Consider the following 18,857-nt stretch of genomic DNA (forward strand, 5'->3'; position numbering starts at 1 on the left):
CCGGGTCGGATCGGCGTGCCGGGCCGAGTCCTGCGGCGGTCGGCGCGCGCCGACCGGATTCGGAGTCCCCCGACAACCGTTCCGGACGATCGTGGTGATCATGTGCCCCCGGCCGGTGTGATCACGCTACCCCGACCGTCGTGCGTGGACGAAGTAGCGCTCGGTTTCCGGTTCTGTCGGCGCACCGGCGGCGGGCCGCTACCTGACCGGCCACACGGCCGGATCCGGCGCGAACACCACCCGCAGCCGCTCGCCGTCCCAGTGCGCGTCGATGGCTTCGCAACGGCGCAGCACCGACGGCAGCCGCACCGGATGCCGGAATCCGTCGACGGTCACCAGCAGGTCATCCCCGGCACGGCCGAGCCCGAACGAATCCGGGTCGGGCAGCCGCTGGCGCCAGGCCATCTCGAACCGGGAGTCCACTCCGCTGCCCGACAGTGTGCGCACCCGCACCAACGACGATCCGTGGCCGTGCCCGGACGGCTCGTCGAGGCCGATGTCCAGTTTGCGCAGCCGGGCCGGCTTGTCCAGCGCGTGCGGCCGGGTGCCCACTTCGTGGACCCGCACGCCGTCGGCCTCGTCGGGTGCGAGCACGGACCGCATCTGTCGCAGCACCCGATCGGGTGCTGCCGTTGCCGCGTCCCCGGCCGTCGCGTCCCCGGCCGTCTCGTCGTCGTCCGGGAGCGTGTGGGGGTCGTCCGGGAGCGTGTGGAGATCGCCCGGCGGGGGTCCGGCGTGGTTGAGCACCACCGACCGCAGGGCCACACCCATCAGGTCGATCGTGGCGAGGACGGACTCCAGCAGTCCGGCACCGCGATCGTCGGCGGTCACCACCAGCGTCACCGCCGCGATCGCCGGGTCGCGGATCAGTTCGGCCACGTCCAGACAGTCGGTGTCGATCGTGTCGACCGCGGCCGACACCTGCGCCAGCACCGGACGTTCGGCGGCCGCGGCGATCCGCAGATGCCTCGGCCAGAGGCGGTTGATCATCTGATGCAGCACCGTGGGCGCCCGCAGCAGTGCCATCGCGTCGCCGCCACCGGAGCAGTCCAGCACGATCCGGCGCCAGCGCCCGCGCGTCGCCTCGTCGCGCACACGTCGCAGCAGCAGAAAGTCCTCGATCCCGGGAAAGTGGATCAACTCGCCCGAGGCGACCCCGGTGACCGCACCCATGCCCGGAAGCCGGACCGATGACCGGGCCGTCGCCTCGGCCAGGATCGAGCTGAACTGTGCCCAGGTCTCCTCCAGCAGCGAGAGCCGGTCCAAGGACAGCAGATACAGCCCTTCGGAGACCTGGACGGCCTCTCCGTCACGCCGGAACACCCCGAGCCTGCCAGCGGTCTTCGACAGGCGGTCGACGGTGATCAGCAGGGTGTCGTTGTCGCCGGTGGCGGGCCGTACGACCGGTGATCGGGAGGAACGGTGGGATCGGGCCACCCGCAGGGCGGCGGCGGCGGCGACCGACGACACTCCCGCACCCCCGGGCCCCAGGATGATGTGGATGGGCGTCAGATCGATCAGCCTTCGACCCTCTTCTTCAATTCGTTGAGCGCGATGTCGGTGATCGCCTTCTCGGCCCTGCGTTTGAGCTGACCGATCATCGGCACCAGCAGGTCGACCATCAGCTCGTAGGTCACCTTGGTGGAACCGGGGACCTGCTGACTGAGCACGTAGCGCCCGCGTTGATCGCGTTGCAGGTCGCTGCTCACCAGCCGCCAGGACACCTCGGTGCCGCCGGAGCCCCACTCGTAGGCCAGGACGTAGCTGTCCTGCAGGACGCCGGCGTCGAGCTCGAAACGCACCTGCGTGGCACGCCCGTCGGGCAGGCGCTCAAGCACCTCGACCGCGCGCGCCGCCGACACCCATTCGGGATAGCGCGGGAAATCGGCGATCACCGCCATGATCTGCCCGGGATCGGCACCGATGACGACGGATCGTTGTGTCCTGTCGGCCATCACGCGGTCCCGGACCGGGCGGTGGCCGGGGCCCCGACCGCCCTGCCCCGTTCGAGTCGGTCCTTGACCTCGAACGACATCACCTTGCCGGCGACCCGCAGGGCCTTGTTGCTGTCGGCGAGCACACGGGTGAGCTCCCGCGGTTCGGCGGGTGGCGCGGCGACGGGTTCCGCGTGCAGGAAGTAGTGCAGCACGAACCCGTCGAGCACCGCCTCGCACCAGATCTCCATGGTGCCGGTCAACGGTCCCGAGACCTTCCACCGCACGCCTTGCGCGCCTCGGTCCTCCACGACCTCCAGCCGCAGGTCCGGCCACCAGCGTCGCCACGACGCCCGGTCGCCGACGACGTCGGCCGCCAATTCGGGGGCTGCGGCGACAAAGGTCTGGTCCGCCACCTGAATGCTCGTCACACCCCATAGCTTCACATATCCCGCCGCGCACCCGATAGACACCTCGGCAGTTTGAGGTTCATGTCCTGTTCGTCCGGAACGCGGACTCCGCAGATCTACTCGCAAGTACAAAGTTCGTTCAGTGACGTGCATCATAAGGCTACGATTCGTGATGACCAGCACGGATCACCCGGATGGACGCCTACCGACAGCGCCGCGACGAAAGGCCGACCTTGACCACCGAATACAGCGTTCCCGCCGATTTCACGATCGCAGACGACGCGAACTGCACCGACATCATCTTCGACATCGCTGCTCGTTCCCCCGGCCAGGCGGTATTCCTCGACAAGCGCGACACTCAGTGGCTACCGGTCTCGGCGGCCGATGTCGTGACACAGGTCACCGCGCTGGCCAAAGGGTTCATCGCCTCGGGTGTCCAGCCCGGCGACCGGGTGGCGATCCTGTGTCGCACCCGCCTGGAATGGATGCTCATCGACGTCGCCGTCTGGGCCGCCGGTGCGGTGCCCGTACCGATCTACGACTCGTCCTCGACCACCCAGATCGAATGGATCCTCACCGACTCCGGTGCCACCACCATCGTGCTGGAGGATGCCGGTCACCGGGCCGAGTTCGACGCCGCCCCCTCGGCCGCGGGCGTGCGGGCATTCCAGATCGACGCCGGCGACGGCCTCGGCGCGATCGCCGAACTCACCGAGCTCGGTGCCCGCATCGGCGACGACGAGGTCGCGGCCCGCCGGGCATCGCTGCGCTCGAGCGATCCGGGCGTGCTCATCTACACCTCCGGCACCACCGGCCGCCCCAAGGGATGTGTGCTCACGCACGCCAATCTGCTCTCCGAGTGCCGGGCCGCGCTGTCCACCGGTATCGGACAGAAGCTCGAACCGGGCAAGCGGCTGCTGATGTTCCTGCCGCTCGCCCACGTCCTGGCGCACGCCATCACCCTCGTGGCGATCGACGGCGGCGCCTCGGTCGGCTTCACCTCCGACATCAAGAACTTGGTCCCCGAGTTCGGCAACTTCCGTCCGTCCGCGATCCTGTCGGTGCCGCGCGTGTTCGAGAAGGTGTTCAACACCGCCCGCCAGGGTGCCCACGACAGCGGTAAGGGCAAGATCTTCGACGCCGCCGCCGACACGGCGATCGCCTACTCGCAGGCGCAGCAGGACGGTGGCGCGGGGATCGTGCTCAAGGGCAAGCATCTGCTCTTCGACAAGCTCGTCTACGGCAAGCTCCGCACCGCGCTCGGCGGACAGTGCGAGATGGCCATCTCCGGCGGGGCGCCGCTCGGGGCCCGCCTCGGTCACTTCTTCAGCGGCGTCGGGATCCCGGTGTACGAGGGCTACGGCCTGACCGAGACCACCGCCGCGTTCAGCGTCAACACCCCCGGCGCGGTCAAGATCGGCACCGTCGGGCGGCCGCTGCCCGGCAACAGTGCCCGCATCGCCGAGGACGGCGAGATCATGCTGCACGGCGGCGTCGTGTTCGGCGGCTACTGGAACAACCCCACCGCCACCGACGCCGCAATCGAGACCCGGGCGAGCGGCGCAGCGACGGGAGATGCGACCGCGAGCGCGCCGACGGGGAATGAGACCGAACGCTGGTTCCACACCGGCGACATCGGCACCATCGACGACGAGGGCTTCCTCAAGATCACCGGCCGTAAGAAGGAACTGATCGTCACCGCCGGCGGCAAGAATGTCTCCCCGTCCGGCCTGGAGGACGTGATCCGCGCCTCGGCACTGGTGTCGCAGGCCCTCGTGGTGGGTGAGGCCAAGCCGTTCGTCGGCGCGCTGATCACCATCGACGCCGAGGCGTTCCCGTCGTGGAAGGAACGCGCCGGCAAACCCGCCGACGCCACCGTGGCCGATCTCGCCGACGATCCGGACCTGCACGCCGAGATCCAGAGCGCGGTCGACGAGGCCAACCTGACGGTCTCGCACGCCGAGGCGATCAAGAAGTTCCGCATCCTCTCGACCGACTTCAGCGAGGAGTCCGGCGAGATGACCCCCACACTGAAGGTCAAGCGCAACGTGGTCACCGAGAAGTTCAGCGCCGACATCGAGGCGATCTACCAGAAGTAGGGGACGCCTGCGAGCGGGCGCCATGTCACCCTCACAGCAGTTGGTCCAGGCGCGCGGCCATGTGCCGCCACTGCCAGCGGTCGACCGCGAACTGCCTTCCCGCGCGACCCATCTCGCGGGCCTTGTCGGCATCGCGCAGGATCGCCACGAGGGTGGCGGCGAGCCGGTCGATGTCACGTCCGTTGACGACATGGCCGGTGACCCCGTCGACCACCGTCTCGGGCGCACCGCCGGAATCACCGGCCACCACCGGGATTCCCGAGGCGGACGCCTCCAGGAAGACGATGCCCAGACCCTCCACATCCAGCCCCCGGCCCCGGGTGCGGCAGGGCATCGCGAAGACATCGGGCATCGCGTGAAACGCCGCGAGATCGGCGACGGGCACCGATCCGGCGAATACGACGTGGTCGTCGACCCCACTCGTCCGGGCCAACTCGTGCAGTTTCTCGGCGTAGGGTCCGCCGCCGGCGATCACCAGTACCGCGTCGGGGATCTCACGCACGATCGCCGGCAACGCACGGATCAGCGAGTCCTGACCCTTGCGGGGAACCAGTCGGGACAGACACAGGACGGTCGGCCGGTCCACGATCCCCAATTGCTGCCTGATCCGGTGCCGGGCAACCGGATCAGGGGTGAAGCGGTCGATGTCGACACCGGGCGGCAGGTACTCCAGGGCCGCCTGCGCACCCAGTGCCGCCGAAAAGCGGCTACGGGTGTACTTGCTGACGTAGGTGATCACATCGGTGTGGGTGCCGATGAACCGCAGGACCTGCCGGGCGGCCGGCAGCATCGACCAGCCCACCTCATGTCCGTGCGTGGAGGCGATGATCCGGCGGGCGCCGGCCCTGCGCAGCGCGGGCGACAGCACGGCCAGGGGCGCGGCCGCGCCGAACCACACCGTGTGGATGTCGTGGGCACGGATGAGTGCCGCCGCACGGAACGCCACGAACGGCGAGGGCAGCATGAGTGTGGTGCGGTGCCGGATAACGGTGTACGGGACGCGCGCGTCGAATTCCTCGCAGCCACGCCAGCGCGGGGCGTACACCACCACCTGATCGGGCGGCAGGCGGTCCACCAGATTCTCCAGGTAGGACTGGATACCACCCGGCCGGGGGGGAAAGTCGTTGGTGACCAGCAGGGTCCGGCGCATCAGCGGGTTTCCGCGACGAGCCAGCGCCGCCACTGCGCGACGAAGTCACCGGGGTCGATCTTCAGTACCGAGGCGATCGCGCCGGTACTGGCGGACGCATCGCCCGCGGCGGCGGTGCGATAGAGCTTCTTGAGCGTGCCCTCCCCGAAACGGCCTGCCACGAACGCCCACAATGACCAGGCCGTCTGATAGGCCACACCGGCCCGCAGACCGGAGACCGCGAAGTCCGCGTCGACGGGCAGGGTGCGCGGCACCGACCCCGAACGCACCTCGGCGGCCAGATCGGGGGCGGCGTCGGCGATCCGCCGGTAGGTCTGCTTGCGTCCGACGTACTCGGCGAACCCCTCGGTGACCCACAGAGGCGCCTTGGTGGAGGTGATCGACCGGGTGGCGACATGGGAGAGCTCGTGCCGCAGCACCACGCCGAGGGCCGGTGCCGGGATCCGCTGGGCATTCGGGGTGAGCACCACGCGCTGCCCGCGGACGGTCCCGTCGGCGTCGATTCCGGCGAACACCGTCGCCGCGGCGGCCGCGCCGTCGGCCTCGGGCGCTCCCGAGACCGTGGTGAACTGTCGGGGTGTCCGGGTCACGACGATCACCGCCTTGCGGGGCCAGTCGGTCCCCCAGAACGATTGGACGGCGAACACCGCCGCGGGCAGCAGGCCGCGTACCCGCTCGACGGTGTCGGCGGTGCCCTGATACGACGCGATCACCGACGTGCCCCCGCTGGTCGGCACATCGTCGACGCGCAGGCCGGCCAGCTCCCAGAGCATCGTCGGCGGCGCGCTCCCACCGACGAGGGTGGCATCGCCCACCACCTTCCAGCTGTCGTCGTACCGGGCGACCACCAGTTGTTCGGAGCTCACGAGCTCGGGTTCGTCGATGCCCGGGGCCCGTGCGCCGCCGAGTGCGTAGTGCAGGTCGACGGGGGCCACCCACACATCGGAGCTGCCCTGATCGGTCAGCTTGTCGGTGACGGCCTCGGGCGCCTGGGTTTCCGCCTCGTCGGAAAGGACGAGCTGATACCGCAGGGTCGCCGGGCGCAACGCCGATCCCCGCGAGTCGTCGGGCAGCGGAGCTGTCGTGGACGGGCCGGGCGTGGTGACCGGTGCGGAGGTCCGGACCGGTTCCGGTGCCGCCGACCCGCCGCTGGTACTGGGGGCGCCCGTCCCCCGCGATCGCGTAGTGGTTTGGGGCGGGGTGGTTCGGGGTTCAGTGGTTCGGGGTTCAGGGGTTCGGGACGAACTGGTGGGGCGAGGCGCCGGTGCCCCGAAGTTCGCCGCCGCTGTCTCCAGTCTCGTCCGGAAGACCGTGGTGGCGCTGGGGTCGATCAGCCGGGCCAACGCGGCGGAGTCGCCTGCGGTGAGAGCCGCGGAGAGGTCGTCGAGCAACGCGCTGACACCCTCTGCGCGGTTCTGTTCGTACACGTTGGGGTTGGTGGTGGTTGTCACCTCACCCGACGGAATCGGCAGCGCATCATCGTCGCCTGAGCATCCGGTGACCAGCGCGGCCCCCACCAGCAGCGCGGCCACCGCCGCGGTCAGCCGGTTGCGACGGCTGAGATCGGCGTGAAGCACGTGCGTGTTATCGGGTATATCGGCACTTTTCGGCACGTCCGGATTGTCGGGCACGTCTGGGCGTTCAGTACCGGCGGGCGGTGTTGTACGGGCCCGCGTCGTCGACCGGCACGACCTTGACGGGGATACCGAACGTCGAGGCGTGGATCACATACCCGTTGCCCACATACATCCCGACGTGCGAGGCGTCCGGGTAGTAGATGATCAGGTCGCCGGGCTCCAATTGGGACCGGTCCACCGGTGTCCCGCCGCCCATCTGCGCCTGACTCGACCGCGGCAGCGTCTTTCCGACCTGCCGATAGGCCCACACCATCAGACCCGAGCAGTCGAACTGATCGGGCCCGGTCGCACCCCAGACGTAAGGATCGCCGATCCTGGTGAGTGCCGACTGGACCGCGGCCAGCGTGTAGGCGGTCCCCTTGGGCAGCAGCCGGGGGTCGAAGGTGAATCGCGGACCGCGCAGCGCCGCCAGCTGCTTTCCGGTCATCGACTCGTAGATGGTGCGCACCTGGATCGCCTGCAGTTGCAGGGTGCTCTGCTTCGACTGGAGGTCGCCCTTGGTCTTGGACACCTTGGCCATCGCCTTGTCGGCGTCCGCCGCCTTGCGGTCGGCCGCGTCCTTGGTGGAGCTCGCCTCCCGCTTGGCCTTGGTCAGCCCGCGCAGGTTGGCCGCGGTCTGCCGCGACAGGACCTCAAGACCGGACATCTGGTCGAGCAGCGACTGCGGCGAGTCGCTGACGAGCACCGCGTACAGGCGGTTGACGCGCGCCCCCTTGGAACCGGCGCGGGCGAGCACGTTGACGGTCTGTTGATACCGGGCCAACTCACGCACGGCGTCGTTGCGGACACGATCGGCCTGTGTGGACCGGGCTCGTGCGTCACGGGCGATCTTGCGCTGCTTGTCGTACTCGATCTGCGCATTGTGCATCGCCTCGGCGGACTGCTCCGACTCGCGCGCGAGCTTCTTGTAGCGCACGAGCAGTTGCTCGGCCGAACTGGTGGGTTCGGTGCGGCCAGGTGCGGCCGTCATCGTCATCGTGACGGCCGCCACCATCAGGGCCGTGACGGCGGCCAACAGCCGCGGCACGGCCGGGCGGATCGCTTCCTGGGCTGTTGTCCACATGGCGAGGCGATCGCGACACCCGACCGATGTCGGCCGTGCCCCCTCCGGTACCACTATTGCCACTCTCCTCGCCCGACTCTTCTCAACGACGGGTTGCAGGCCGATCACCTGTCAGAAACCGATCCGACACCGGACGAGTCATCGCCGGAATGCTCATCACCGGCGGGCACGGGGCCCGCCGGTACGAGCGTAGTCTCAGTAGCGCCGGACCCCGACCAGGTTCCATTCCTTGACGCTGTCGCGCTGCACGGGGACACCGTAGGTCGAGGAGTGGATGAAGATGCCGTTGCCCTCGTAGATGCCGGCGTGGCCGCCACCGTTGAAGATCAGGACGTCGCCGGGCTGGGCGTCGGCGTAGTTGACGGCGTGACCGCCGCCGAGCTGTCCGTAGCTGTCGCGCGGAATGACCTTGCCGGCCTGCTGGTAGGACCAGTACACGAGGCCGGAGCAGTCGAACGCGCTCGGGCCCGCGGCGCCGTACGAGTACGGCGAGCCGATCTTGGTCGAGGCGTAGCGGACGGCCTTCTCGCCGGTGGACTCACTCGGGGCGAGGACGGTGCGCGGGCGGATCTTGCCGTGGGTGTTCGGCGCGACCTTGGGCGCGATCTTGGCCGACAACTCGCGCAGTTCCTTGGGGATCTGTTTCTCGTTGATACCCGGAATCTCGAAGGTCCCGAGGTTCGGGATGGTTACCGGTGCGGCTTCCGCCGCGCCCGCGGCAACACCGAGTGAGCCGATCGAAAGCGACCCGGCGATCAGTGCCGACTTGGCGAGCTTGCCGGTCCGTGCAGGCTGTTCCAAACGATGTTTGGCCACGAAGAACGTTCTCCTTCTTATTTCTCCCTGAACCGCCTACCGAGTTAGCTGTCGGGTTCGGGCGGAAGAAATTGCCCTACGCCCCGTCCGGGTGGACAGTGGCGATTCACCCCAATTCGGGCCGCCGTGAACGACGATCCGAAACCGGTGGGTCCCCGGTTCATCCTGGTGGATGACTAAGCGGTGACCTTCGCGGACCACTCCGAGTGGAGTATGACGCTCCGCAAATGTCTCAGAAAGGTTACGAAATCAAACGGCCTTCTGTCCACTGGTCGGACGAACAAATTTTTTCACGTCCATCAGCCGGCCCGCAGCGCTTTCTGGATTCCGGTCGAATTATGGCCTTGAACTGGCGAGATACATTCTCTTGCAGATCGTGCAGACATAGGTGCCACCATTGCAGCCAGCGAGAAAACTTCGATGGCCGATGAGATCTCACGGTCGGCGGACGACACACGATCCGTTACCCGCGCTTGACCCGACCCGCCGACGTCTCCGCTGATAGGAGTGGGTAACAGCACCTGCATCATGCATCCCTCACACGCGGCCGGATGCCCCGGGCACCCGTTGCAATCGATCAGCATATGTAATCTCCGTCTCATTTTCGCCGTCGGTACCCCCGCACCGCCGGTCCCGGACCGGCGATTGACCGAGACACTAGAACATAGGTACGACACGGTCGGCCGCCCGCACATCACCTCCGTGCCACCCCGGCAGCGCCCCGGTCCGTCTCCACACCCGGTCCGTCTCCACACCCGGTCCGTCTCCACACCCGGGTCCGTCTCCACACCCAGGGCGCTTGGGCACGGACCGGACATGTCGCAGGGCCGAACTAATGTACGAACGGTGCACCAGCAGCTGAGCTTCGCCGATCTCGACGACCCGGATTCGTTCTTCGGCGCCGACGGCCAGGTGCGCCCGGACGACGAGGATCTGTCCCTGTTCGAGGCCACGCTCGTGGTGGTCGACCTGGAGACCACCGGCGGCAGCCCGGTCGACGACCGGATCACCGAGATCGGCGCGGTGAAAATCCGGGGCGGCGAGGTGGTCGGCGAGTTCGCGACCCTCGTCGATCCCGGTATGCCGATCCCACCGCACATCGTCTCGCTCACCGGGATCACCGAGGCGATGGTGCATGATGCGCCGTGCGAGAGCGAGGCACTGCTGTCGTTCCTGGAGTTTGCCCGCGGCGCCGTCCTCGTCGCCCACAACGCCCGGTTCGACATAGGCTTCCTGCGCCGGGGCACCGAGCGGTTGCAGGTTCCATGGACATTTCCCGCACCCCTGTGCACGGTCACGCTGGCCCGCCGCATCCTGAGCCGGGACGAGGCCCCGTCGGTGCGCCTGTCGGCACTGGCCGAGCTGTTCGACGTGACGGTGCGACCGACCCACCGTGCGCTCGACGACGCCCGCGCGACCGTGGAGGTGTTGCACCGGCTCCTGGAGCGGGTCGGCAATCAGGGGGTGCGCACGATCGGGCAACTCACCGCCTACCGCTCGCAGACCGCGACCCGTCTGGCCGCCAAACGGCATCTGGCCGACGCCCTGCCCACCCGTCCCGGTGTCTACCTGTTCCGCGGCCCCGCCGATGAGGTGCTGTACGTGGGGACCGCGGTCAACCTGCGCCGCCGCGTGCTGTCGTACTTCGCCGGAACCGACCCCCGGCGCCGGATCGACGAGATGGTGCGGCTGGCCGTGCGTGTCGACCACGTGGAGTGCGCGCACGGACTGGAGGCCGGGGTGCGTGAGCTGCGGCTGCTCGCCGCCCACGCACCGGCCTACAACCGACGTTCGACGCAGCCGCGGCGCGGCTGGTGGCTGGTGCTGTCGGACGACCGCTTCCCACGGCTCACGGTGCGCCGCGCGCCTACCGACGACGCGGTCGGTCCGTTCTCCGACAGATCCGTGGCCGCCGCCGTCGCGGATCTGATCTCGGCGGGTGCGGGCCTGCGGACCTGCACCGCGCTGCGTCGCGGCGCCACCCACCACTGGTGCCGCACCGACTCGTCGGGACGGATGATCGGCGGCTGCCGGGCCGCCTCACCGGCACCGCTGACGCCGACCGACTACGCCGCTCGCGTCATGCGGGCGCGCGCGGTGATGTTCGGCGAGAGCGACGACATCGTGACCGCGGCCGTGGCGGAGGTGACGCGGCTGGCGGCGGCCGAGATGTTCGAGTCGGCGGCCAGGCAGCGGGACCGCACGGCTGCGATGATCCATACGCTGGCCCTGTGTCAGCGACTGCGCGCGCTGTGCGTGGTGGGAGAGCTCGTCGTCGCCAGACCACACGAGTGCGGTGGCTGGGAGCTGAGCGTGATCCGGCACGGCCGGCTGGCCGGCGCGGGCGTGGCCCGTCGTGGGGTACCCCCGATGCCGGTGGTGCAGGCGCTGGTGGCGGCGGCGGAGACCGTGGCACCCGATCCCGGCCCGTTGTGCGGCGCACCGCCGGAGGAGGCGGGACTGATCTATCGATGGATCACCGATCCGGGTGCCCGGATCGTGTCCGCGACCGACGCCATCGCACTTCCGGCGTTCGGCGCCGCGCGCAGCCTCCACTGGGCGCGACTGGCCCGACAGGCCCGGCGATGAGGATCCGGCGGCGGTGCGCCGCGACTACTGCTCGCCGATCGAGAATCCGCCCTCGACCTCGGAGCTGGAGTAGCTGCGGAACGCGATGTGGGTGGCACTGCGGGTCACGCCGGGCAGGCGGTTGATCCTCGCGGTGACAACCTCGGCGATCTGCTCGTGGTCACGCACCCTGATCTTGGCGATCAGATCGACGTCGCCCGCGCACGAATACACCTCGCTCACACCCGGGATGTCGGCGACCGCCTGCGCGGTTTCCGGGATCCGGTGCACGTCGGCGGAGATGAGGACGATGGCGGTGATCATGCTGCCAACCCTAGTGGGCGCTGCCCAGCTCGGCGGTCAACCGCACCCAGCGCCCGAGCAGCTCGCGGGCGGCACCCGAGTCGATGACGGACGCGGCCCGATCCAGGGCGCCGGACAGCGCCGAGGTCAGGGTGTCGTCGGTGAACGGTTCGGTCTGTTCGAACGCGACGATCGCGGCCGCCGCGTTGAGCAGAACGGCCTCGCGCACCGGACCGGTCCGGCCGTCGAGCAGTTCGCGGGCGATCCCGGCGTTCACCTGTGCGTCGCCGCCCTGGAGCGCCGACAGTTCCACCGTCGCGATACCCAGTGCCCCGGGATCGACCGACAGCTCGGTGACCGTTCCGCCCACCACCTGCCATACGTGTGAGGTGGTGGTGGTGGTCAGTTCGTCGAGCCCGTCGTCGCCGCGCACCACGAGCGCCGACGTCCCGCGCCCGGCGAACGTCTGCGCCAGCACCGGTGCCAGATCGGCGAAGGCGCAGCCGATCAGACCGGCCGACGGGGCCGCCGGATTGGTCAGCGGCCCCAGCACGTTGAAGACCGTCGGGATCCCGATCTCCTTGCGCGGCGGGCCGGTGAAACGGAACGCGGGGTGAAACACCGGTGCGAAGCAGAAGCCCACCCCCACCTCGGCCACGCAGCGGGCGACGGCGTCCGGCCCGAGCGAGATGGTGACACCGAGCGCTTCGAGGACGTCCGCTCCGCCGCTCTTGGACGAGGCGGCGCGGTTTCCGTGCTTGACCACCGGAATGCCGGCCGCGGCCACCACGATGGAGGTCATCGTGGAGATGTTGACGGTGTGCGATCGGTCGCCGCCGGTCCCGACGATGTCGACGGCGCGTTGCGGCACATCGACGCGGCTGGCGTGCGACAGCATCGCCGAGGCCAATCCGCTCAGCTCGGCGGCCGCGGCGCCCTTCATCTTGACGCCGACGCCGAAGGCGGCGATCTGCGCGCCGGTGGCCGAGTCGGTCATGATTTCGTTCATCGCCCATGCCGCCTCCTCCGCGGACAGGTCGATGCCGTCGGTGACGCGGCCGAGGATCTGCGGCCAGGTATGGGTTGTGGCGCTCACAGGTGTCCACAGTAGTGGGGCCCCGTCGGCGGCGGCAGCCGCACCTCACCCGGGCAGTTGCAACACCTGCCAGCCGAGCACGCTCCCCTGGTGCCGCGACGCCAGGCTCGCCATCCGCGCGCGTTCGCGGGACACGTCCACGGCGGTGAACACCTCCAGTTTGGCCACCGCCAGCGTGACCGACGCCGGCGGTCCGGCCACCGCCGTCGTGCCCGGGGGTGCGGCCGCGCCGTCAACGACCACGTAGCCGTTGAGTGTGGCGATCCGGACCGCGTCCTCCTCCCGGCCGACCGCCACGACCAGGAAGTGTCGCAGCACCGCGGGCCGGCCGGAGCGCCACGGCGACGGGCCGAGCACCTCGGAACTGGCCACCGCCTCGTCGGCGGATTCGGCGACCACCACGATCCGCTCGTCGTCGACCGACGTCAGCGCGTCCGTATCGTTGCCACGGCGGAACAGTGCCCGCAGCCGATGCCATCTGCTGGGCTCAGGAAGCTCGGTCATACCAGGAAGCAAATCACGCCCGGCCGGACACGCCGATCGCACCCCCGATCCGGGCCCGGACCAGCACGGGAACAAATTCTTTGGGCAATTTGATGACCCGAGTGGTCAGCGCTTACTACGAACCGTCATACTTCACTTGTGACTAGCGCCGTAGGTACCCAAGGGACAGCCATCACCTCGCGCGTGCACTCACTGAACCGACCCAACATGGTCAGTGTCGGCACTATCGTGTGGCTGTCGAGTGAGCTCATGTTTTTCGCCGGCTTGTTCGCGATGTACTTTGTCGCGCGAGCCAATTCGGCATCGGGCTGGCCGCCAGAGCCCACCGAGCTCAATCTCGGTCTGGCAATCCCGGTGACCACGGTCCTCATCCTGTCGTCGGTGACCTGCCAGATGGGCGTGTTCGCCGCAGAGCGCGGCGATGTCTTCGGCCTGCGCCGCTGGTACGTACTGACCCTGGCGATGGGCACCTTCTTCGTCGCCGGTCAGGCCTACGAGTACTACCACCTCGTCGAGCACGGCACGACGCTCTCCTCCAGCGCCTACGGTTCGGTCTTCTACATGGCCACCGGCTTCCACGGCCTGCATGTCATCGGTGGTCTGGTCGCGTTTGTCTTCCTGCTGATCCGGACCAAGCTCTCGAAGTTCACACCGGCTCAGGCCACCGCCGCGATCGTCGTGTCGTACTACTGGCACTTCGTCGACATCGTCTGGATCGGCCTGTTCGTCACCATTTACTTCATCCGGTAGTTCAGCCCGGGCCGGCTGCGCAGCCAACACCGTCAGCCACATCCCGGACACAGAGAAAAACAGTCCGTCCGCTTAAGTAGAGAGTCACAGATGAGTTCATCTCCACCGCGACCGTCGGATAACGACGACGTGGACTTCGGCGCAGCAGGGGCCGGCGCAGCCACGTCGACCGCCGATGCCGGGTCCACTCCGTCGGCGGCACGTAAAGCCAAGTCCCGTCGTAAACTCCGCCGTCGCGCAGGCGGCACCATCCTTCTGCTCGCCGGCCTCGTGCTCGCGGGACTCATCGCCGCGGTGCTTTCACCCAAGCCGCAGGTGGCCACGGCCGACGAGTCCAGCGCGGCGCTCATCGCCGACGGCAAGAAGCTCTATGAGACCTCCTGCATCACCTGCCACGGTGCCAACCTGCAGGGCGTCAGCGATCGCGGACCCTCGCTGGTCGGCGTCGGCGACGCAGCCGTGTACTTCCAGGTGTCCTCGGGCCGTATGCCCGCCGCACGTGGTGAGGCACAGGCGCTGCGCAAGCCGGCGAAGTTCACCAAGGCGCAGATCGACCAGCTCGGTGCGTACATCCAGTCCAACGGTGGCGGCCCGCAAGTTATCTACGAGCGTGACGCCGACGGCAACATCAAGAAGGACGAGGCCGGCCTGCCCGTCATCGCGCAGAAGTCCCTGCGCGGCGAGAACCTCGGCCGAGGCAGCGAGCTGTTCCGGCTGAACTGCGCCTCGTGCCACAACTTCACCGGTCGCGGCGGCGCCCTGTCCTCGGGCAAGTTCGCACCGACCCTCGATGGTGTCAGTGAGCAGCAGCTGTACACGGCAATGCTCACCGGACCGCAAAACATGCCCCGGTTCTCCAACCGGCAGCTCTCGGTCGAGGACAAGAAAGACATCATCGGATTCGTCAAGTACGTGACCGAGACCAAGCAGCAAGGCGGCCTGGGCATCGGCGGCTTCGGCCCGGTGAGCGAAGGCATGGTCATGTGGGCCATCGGTGTCGTCGCCATCGTCATCGGCGCAATGTGGATGGGATCGCGCTCATGAGTGGATCAAACGACAAGGACCTGCCATCGCAGGACGAGCTGGACCAGATGAGCAAGGAAGAACTGGTCACACTCGGCACCAACCTCGACGGCGTCGAAATCATCCACCGGGCCGACCGGTATCCCGAGCCCGGCACCGGCGTGGAGAAGCGGGCCGAGCGTCAGGTGGCGATCTGGCTGACAGTCTCGGGCATCTCCGCCCTGGCGTGCTTCGTCATCTTCATCTGGAACCACTGGGAGTTCGCACTCCCCGGCTCCGACAACTACTGGCGCTACACCCTGAACACCCCGCTGCTGGGAATCACCTTCGGTGTGTCGATCCTGGCGATCGGTATCGCGATGGTGGTGTTCACCAAGAAGTTCATCCCCGCCGAGATCTCGGTCCAGGACCGTCACGACGGTGAGGGCGCGGGTTCGTCGGAGGTCGATCGCAAGACCATCGGCGCCGAACTGAGCGACTCCCTGGAGAGTTCCACCCTCCCCCGCCGCAAGATGATCATCGGTTCGGGCCTGTTCGCCTTCGGCTCGCTCGCACTGACCGGTGTGGTCGCGGGTCTGGGCGGCTTCATCAAGAACCCGTGGGCCGACGGCAAGCGGTCGCCGCTGTGGATGACCCACTGGGCACCGGAGTACAACGAGGCCGACCCGACCGAGACGGTCTTCCTGCGCCGCGACACCGGCAACCCCTACCAGGTGACCCTGGTCCGCCCGGAGGATCTCGACGCCGGCGGCATGGAGACGGTGTTCCCGTGGCGTGTGTCCGACGGCCTCGGCGAGACCGAACACTCCCGCCACCTGCTGCTCGAAGGCGTTCGCTACGTGAGCAACCCGGTCATGCTGATCCGCCTGCGTCCCGAGGACGCGGCCAGGGCGACCAAGCGCAAGGGCCAGGAGAACTTCAACTACGGCGACTACTTCGCCTACACCAAGGTGTGCAGCCACCTCGGCTGCCCCACCTCGCTGTACGAGCAGCGCACCAATCGCATTCTATGCCCGTGCCATCAGTCGCAGTTCGACGCACTGGAGTACGGCAAGCCGATCTTCGGACCGGCCGCCCGTGCCCTGGCCCAGCTGCCGCTGACGGTCAATGACCAGGGCTACCTGGTTGCCGCGGGAGACTTTGCAGAACCTGTCGGACCGGCCTTCTGGGAGCGTCGATCATGAGCAACCGCCTGGCCGCACAGGCCAACGAAATGGACCAGCGCTACCATATGGCGCCCGGTATCCGTCGGCAGATCAACAAGGTCTTCCCCACGCACTGGTCGTTCATGCTGGGTGAGGTGGCGCTGTACAGCTTCGTCATCCTGTTGATCTCGGGTATCTACCTGACCCTGTTCTTCGATCCGTCGATGGCACACGTGATCTACGACGGCGCGTACACCCCGCTCAAGGGTGTGACGATGACCCGCGCGTACGAGACCACCCTGGACATCTCGTTCGAGGTGCGTGGCGGCCTGTTCGTGCGCCAGATCCACCACTGGGCGGCTCTGCTGTTCGCGGCGTCGATCATCATCCACATGGCCCGCATCTTCTTCACCGGCGCGTTCCGCCGCCCGCGTGAGGCCAACTGGGTCATCGGCTGTGTGCTGCTGCTGCTGGCGATGTTCGAGGGCTTCTTCGGTTACTCGCTCCCCGACGACCTGCTCTCGGGCACCGGTGTCCGCGCCGCCATGTCGGGCATCGTGCTCGGTATCCCGCTGGTGGGCACCTGGATTCACTGGGCTCTGTTCGGCGGCCAGTTCCCCGGCGACATCGTGATCCCGCGTATGTACGTGCTGCACATCCTGTTGTTCCCCGGCATCATCCTGGCGCTGATCGGTGTTCACCTGGCGCTGGTCTGGTACCAGAAGCACACCCAGTTCCCCGGCCCCGGCCGCACCGAGACCAATGTCGTCGGTGTCCGGATCCTCCCGGTGTTCGCCGCCAAGGGCGGTGCGATGTTCGCGATCGTCACCGGTGTGCTGGCCATCATGGCGGGTGCGTTCCAGATCAACCCGGTGTGGACGATCGGTCCATACAATCCGGCGCATGTGTCGGCCGGCTCGCAGCCGGACATATACATGATGTGGACGGACGGTCTGGCTCGATTGATGCCGGCCTGGGAGCTGTATCTCGGCAACTACACCATCCCGGCGATCTTCTGGGTGGTCGTGGTGATCGGCGTCCTGTTCGTGGGTCTGTTCGGCTATCCGTGGATCGAGTCGAAGCTGACCGGCGACACCGCGCACCACAACCTGCTGCAGCGTCCGCGTGATACCCCGGTGCGTACCGGTATCGGCGCGATGGCCCTGTCGTTCTACGCGATCCTCACGCTGTCCTGTATGAACGACGTGATCGCGCTGAAGTTCCATGTCTCGCTCAACGCGACCACTTGGATGGGACGTATCGGCCTGATCATCGTGCCGCCGATCGCCTACTTCATCGCCTACCGCTGGGCGCTCTCGCTGCAGCGCAGCGACCGCGAGGTTCTGGCCCACGGCATCGAGACCGGCATCATCACCCGCCTGCCCAAGGGCGAGTACATCGAGCTGCATCAGCCGCTCGGCCCGGTCGACAGCCACGGTCACCCGATCCCGCTCCCCTACCAGGGTGCGGCCCTGCCGAAGCGGATGAACAAGCTCGGATCCGCGGGTGCGCCCGGTACGGGGTCGATCCTGTCGCCCGACCCGATCGAGGAGCAGCGGCGCAACATCGAGCGCGAGCACGAGCACGAGCACGAGGAGAAGAAGGCGCTGCAGGAGCTGCAGGCCAAGGGCGGGAATCCGCTCAGCTAGCTCTCCCTCAACGCAACAAGAAACCGGGGCGGTCCGAGATCATCGGACCGCCCCGGTGTTGTTGTCCGCTCCCCCGAGATCACGGCTGATTCGGCGCACACCGATTCGGCGCCAACTGATTCGGGCACTGGCGGATTCGGGCACTGGCGGATTCGGCTCCGGTACGGACCTACTCCAGTACGAACACCGGGATGAGCCGGTCGGTCTTGGTCTGGTACTCCGCATAGGGCAGATAGGCCTTCACAGCGAGCTCCCACCAGTGGGCACGCTCGTCGCCCGATACCTCGCGCGCGGTCTTCTCGACGACGGTGTCGCCGTCCTGCACAGTGACCCGCGGGTGCGTCTTGACGTTGAAGTACCACGACGGGTGTGTCGATGCGCCGCCCTTGGAGGCCACCATCGCGTACTTGTCGCCGTCGGTGACCCGCATGAGGGGCACATACCGCTTCTTTCCCGACTTGGCTCCCGTGGTGGTGAACAGTACGACAGGGCGGTTGATGATGTCGACGGCCGCTGTGGTGCCGGCCTTGAGGATCTCCTCAGTCTGCTTGCGCACCCACTCAGTGGGGCTGAGTTCGGGGGGGCTGAGTTCGGGCTGGGTCTGTTCGGCGTCGTGCGTCATACCCATATTCAACCACCGCCACGGAAAGCCTATTCGCCGATACGGATATGAGATTTCCGTACCCGTCGAGCCCCGCACTCCCCGAGGC

The 18,857-nt window shown here is 67.9% G+C and carries 17 protein-coding genes and 1 riboswitch; of the genes, 6 read left to right on the top strand and 11 right to left on the bottom strand.

The genetic code is table 11. The features are described 5' to 3' along the window. Positions 1-198 precede the first annotated feature (198 nt). The 3 genes from GII31_RS13425 to GII31_RS13435 are packed head-to-tail and all read right to left on the bottom strand — an operon-like array spanning position 199 to position 2,365. Complete coding sequence (locus tag GII31_RS13425) at positions 199-1,542, bottom strand: ArsA family ATPase (protein WP_322973073.1); 1,344 nt, start codon at positions 1,540-1,542, stop codon at positions 199-201. Then, positions 1,518-1,955 carry an SRPBCC family protein gene (locus tag GII31_RS13430; protein ID WP_260839980.1) on the bottom strand — a complete coding sequence of 146 codons (438 nt, stop codon included), beginning with the start codon at positions 1,953-1,955 and terminating at the stop codon, positions 1,518-1,520. Before GII31_RS13430 ends, GII31_RS13425 begins: the two co-directional genes overlap by 25 nt. Then, complete coding sequence (locus GII31_RS13435; RefSeq protein WP_246221870.1) at positions 1,955-2,365, bottom strand: hypothetical protein; 411 nt, start codon at positions 2,363-2,365, stop codon at positions 1,955-1,957. Before GII31_RS13435 ends, GII31_RS13430 begins: the two co-directional genes overlap by 1 nt. 173 nt (positions 2,366-2,538) lie before the next feature. Between GII31_RS13435 and GII31_RS13440 the strand changes: the two genes are divergently transcribed. Beyond that, positions 2,539-4,443 carry an AMP-dependent synthetase/ligase gene (locus tag GII31_RS13440; protein WP_213243795.1) on the top strand — a complete coding sequence of 635 codons (1,905 nt, stop codon included), beginning with the start codon at positions 2,539-2,541 and terminating at the stop codon, positions 4,441-4,443. Between the two features lie 31 nt (positions 4,444-4,474). Here GII31_RS13440 and GII31_RS13445 read toward each other — a convergent pair whose 3' ends face one another. From GII31_RS13445 to GII31_RS13460, 4 genes are all read right to left on the bottom strand, one after another. Then, positions 4,475-5,593: a glycosyltransferase family 4 protein gene (locus tag GII31_RS13445; RefSeq protein ID WP_213243797.1), complete on the bottom strand. Its 1,119-nt coding sequence runs from the start codon at positions 5,591-5,593 to the stop codon at positions 4,475-4,477. Next, positions 5,593-7,170 carry a hypothetical protein gene (locus GII31_RS13450; protein ID WP_213243799.1) on the bottom strand — a complete coding sequence of 526 codons (1,578 nt, stop codon included), beginning with the start codon at positions 7,168-7,170 and terminating at the stop codon, positions 5,593-5,595. Before GII31_RS13450 ends, GII31_RS13445 begins: the two co-directional genes overlap by 1 nt. 64 nt (positions 7,171-7,234) lie before the next feature. Further along, a complete protein-coding gene (locus GII31_RS13455) occupies positions 7,235-8,293 on the bottom strand; it encodes a C40 family peptidase (RefSeq protein ID WP_407649818.1) in 1,059 nt (352 codons plus the stop codon). A gap of 195 nt (positions 8,294-8,488) precedes the next feature. Then, positions 8,489-9,109, bottom strand: coding sequence for a C40 family peptidase (locus GII31_RS13460; protein ID WP_213243803.1), 621 nt, complete (start codon positions 9,107-9,109; stop codon positions 8,489-8,491). Between the two features lie 18 nt (positions 9,110-9,127). Continuing rightward, a riboswitch (cyclic di-AMP (ydaO/yuaA leader) is annotated at positions 9,128-9,302 on the bottom strand. A 623-nt stretch (positions 9,303-9,925) separates the two neighbouring features. On the opposite strand from GII31_RS13460, the gene GII31_RS13465 reads away from it, so the two are divergent. Then, positions 9,926-11,698: a DEDD exonuclease domain-containing protein gene (locus tag GII31_RS13465; protein WP_213243805.1), complete on the top strand. Its 1,773-nt coding sequence runs from the start codon at positions 9,926-9,928 to the stop codon at positions 11,696-11,698. Between the two features lie 24 nt (positions 11,699-11,722). On the opposite strand, the gene GII31_RS13470 is transcribed toward GII31_RS13465, so the two are convergent. From GII31_RS13470 to GII31_RS13480, 3 genes are read right to left on the bottom strand one after another with little or no spacing between them, the layout of a single operon-like run. Continuing rightward, the gene (locus GII31_RS13470) at positions 11,723-12,001 is read right to left on the bottom strand and encodes an Lrp/AsnC family transcriptional regulator (RefSeq protein ID WP_213243806.1); all 279 of its coding nucleotides are present in this window, start codon (positions 11,999-12,001) and stop codon (positions 11,723-11,725) included. Positions 12,002-12,011: 10 nt separating this feature from the next. After that, positions 12,012-13,076 (bottom strand): anthranilate phosphoribosyltransferase, encoded by a 1,065-nt coding sequence (gene trpD, locus GII31_RS13475; RefSeq protein ID WP_213243808.1) that lies wholly within the window; start codon positions 13,074-13,076, stop codon positions 12,012-12,014. Between the two features lie 45 nt (positions 13,077-13,121). Continuing rightward, the gene (locus tag GII31_RS13480) at positions 13,122-13,580 is read right to left on the bottom strand and encodes a hypothetical protein (protein WP_213243810.1); all 459 of its coding nucleotides are present in this window, start codon (positions 13,578-13,580) and stop codon (positions 13,122-13,124) included. A 138-nt stretch (positions 13,581-13,718) separates the two neighbouring features. On the opposite strand from GII31_RS13480, the gene ctaE reads away from it, so the two are divergent. From ctaE to qcrB, 4 genes are all read left to right on the top strand, one after another. After that, a complete protein-coding gene (gene ctaE, locus GII31_RS13485; RefSeq protein WP_213243812.1) occupies positions 13,719-14,330 on the top strand; it encodes an aa3-type cytochrome oxidase subunit III in 612 nt (203 codons plus the stop codon). A 90-nt stretch (positions 14,331-14,420) separates the two neighbouring features. Then, positions 14,421-15,374 (top strand): cytochrome bc1 complex diheme cytochrome c subunit, encoded by a 954-nt coding sequence (qcrC, locus tag GII31_RS13490; protein WP_213243814.1) that lies wholly within the window; start codon positions 14,421-14,423, stop codon positions 15,372-15,374. Continuing rightward, positions 15,371-16,537: a cytochrome bc1 complex Rieske iron-sulfur subunit gene (qcrA, locus tag GII31_RS13495; RefSeq protein ID WP_213243816.1), complete on the top strand. Its 1,167-nt coding sequence runs from the start codon at positions 15,371-15,373 to the stop codon at positions 16,535-16,537. Before qcrC ends, qcrA begins: the two co-directional genes overlap by 4 nt. After that, entirely contained in the window at positions 16,534-18,147 is a 1,614-nt protein-coding gene (qcrB, locus tag GII31_RS13500) for a cytochrome bc1 complex cytochrome b subunit (RefSeq protein WP_213243818.1), read from the top strand. The genes qcrA and qcrB overlap by 4 nt, the downstream gene beginning before the upstream one ends. Positions 18,148-18,316: 169 nt before the next feature. Here qcrB and GII31_RS13505 read toward each other — a convergent pair whose 3' ends face one another. Further along, complete coding sequence (locus GII31_RS13505) at positions 18,317-18,769, bottom strand: nitroreductase family deazaflavin-dependent oxidoreductase (protein ID WP_260839981.1); 453 nt, start codon at positions 18,767-18,769, stop codon at positions 18,317-18,319. Positions 18,770-18,857: the final 88 nt, after the last annotated feature.

Origin of the sequence: Gordonia pseudamarae, assembly GCF_025273675.1 — a bacterium.
Taxonomy (GTDB): domain Bacteria; phylum Actinomycetota; class Actinomycetes; order Mycobacteriales; family Mycobacteriaceae; genus Gordonia; species Gordonia pseudamarae.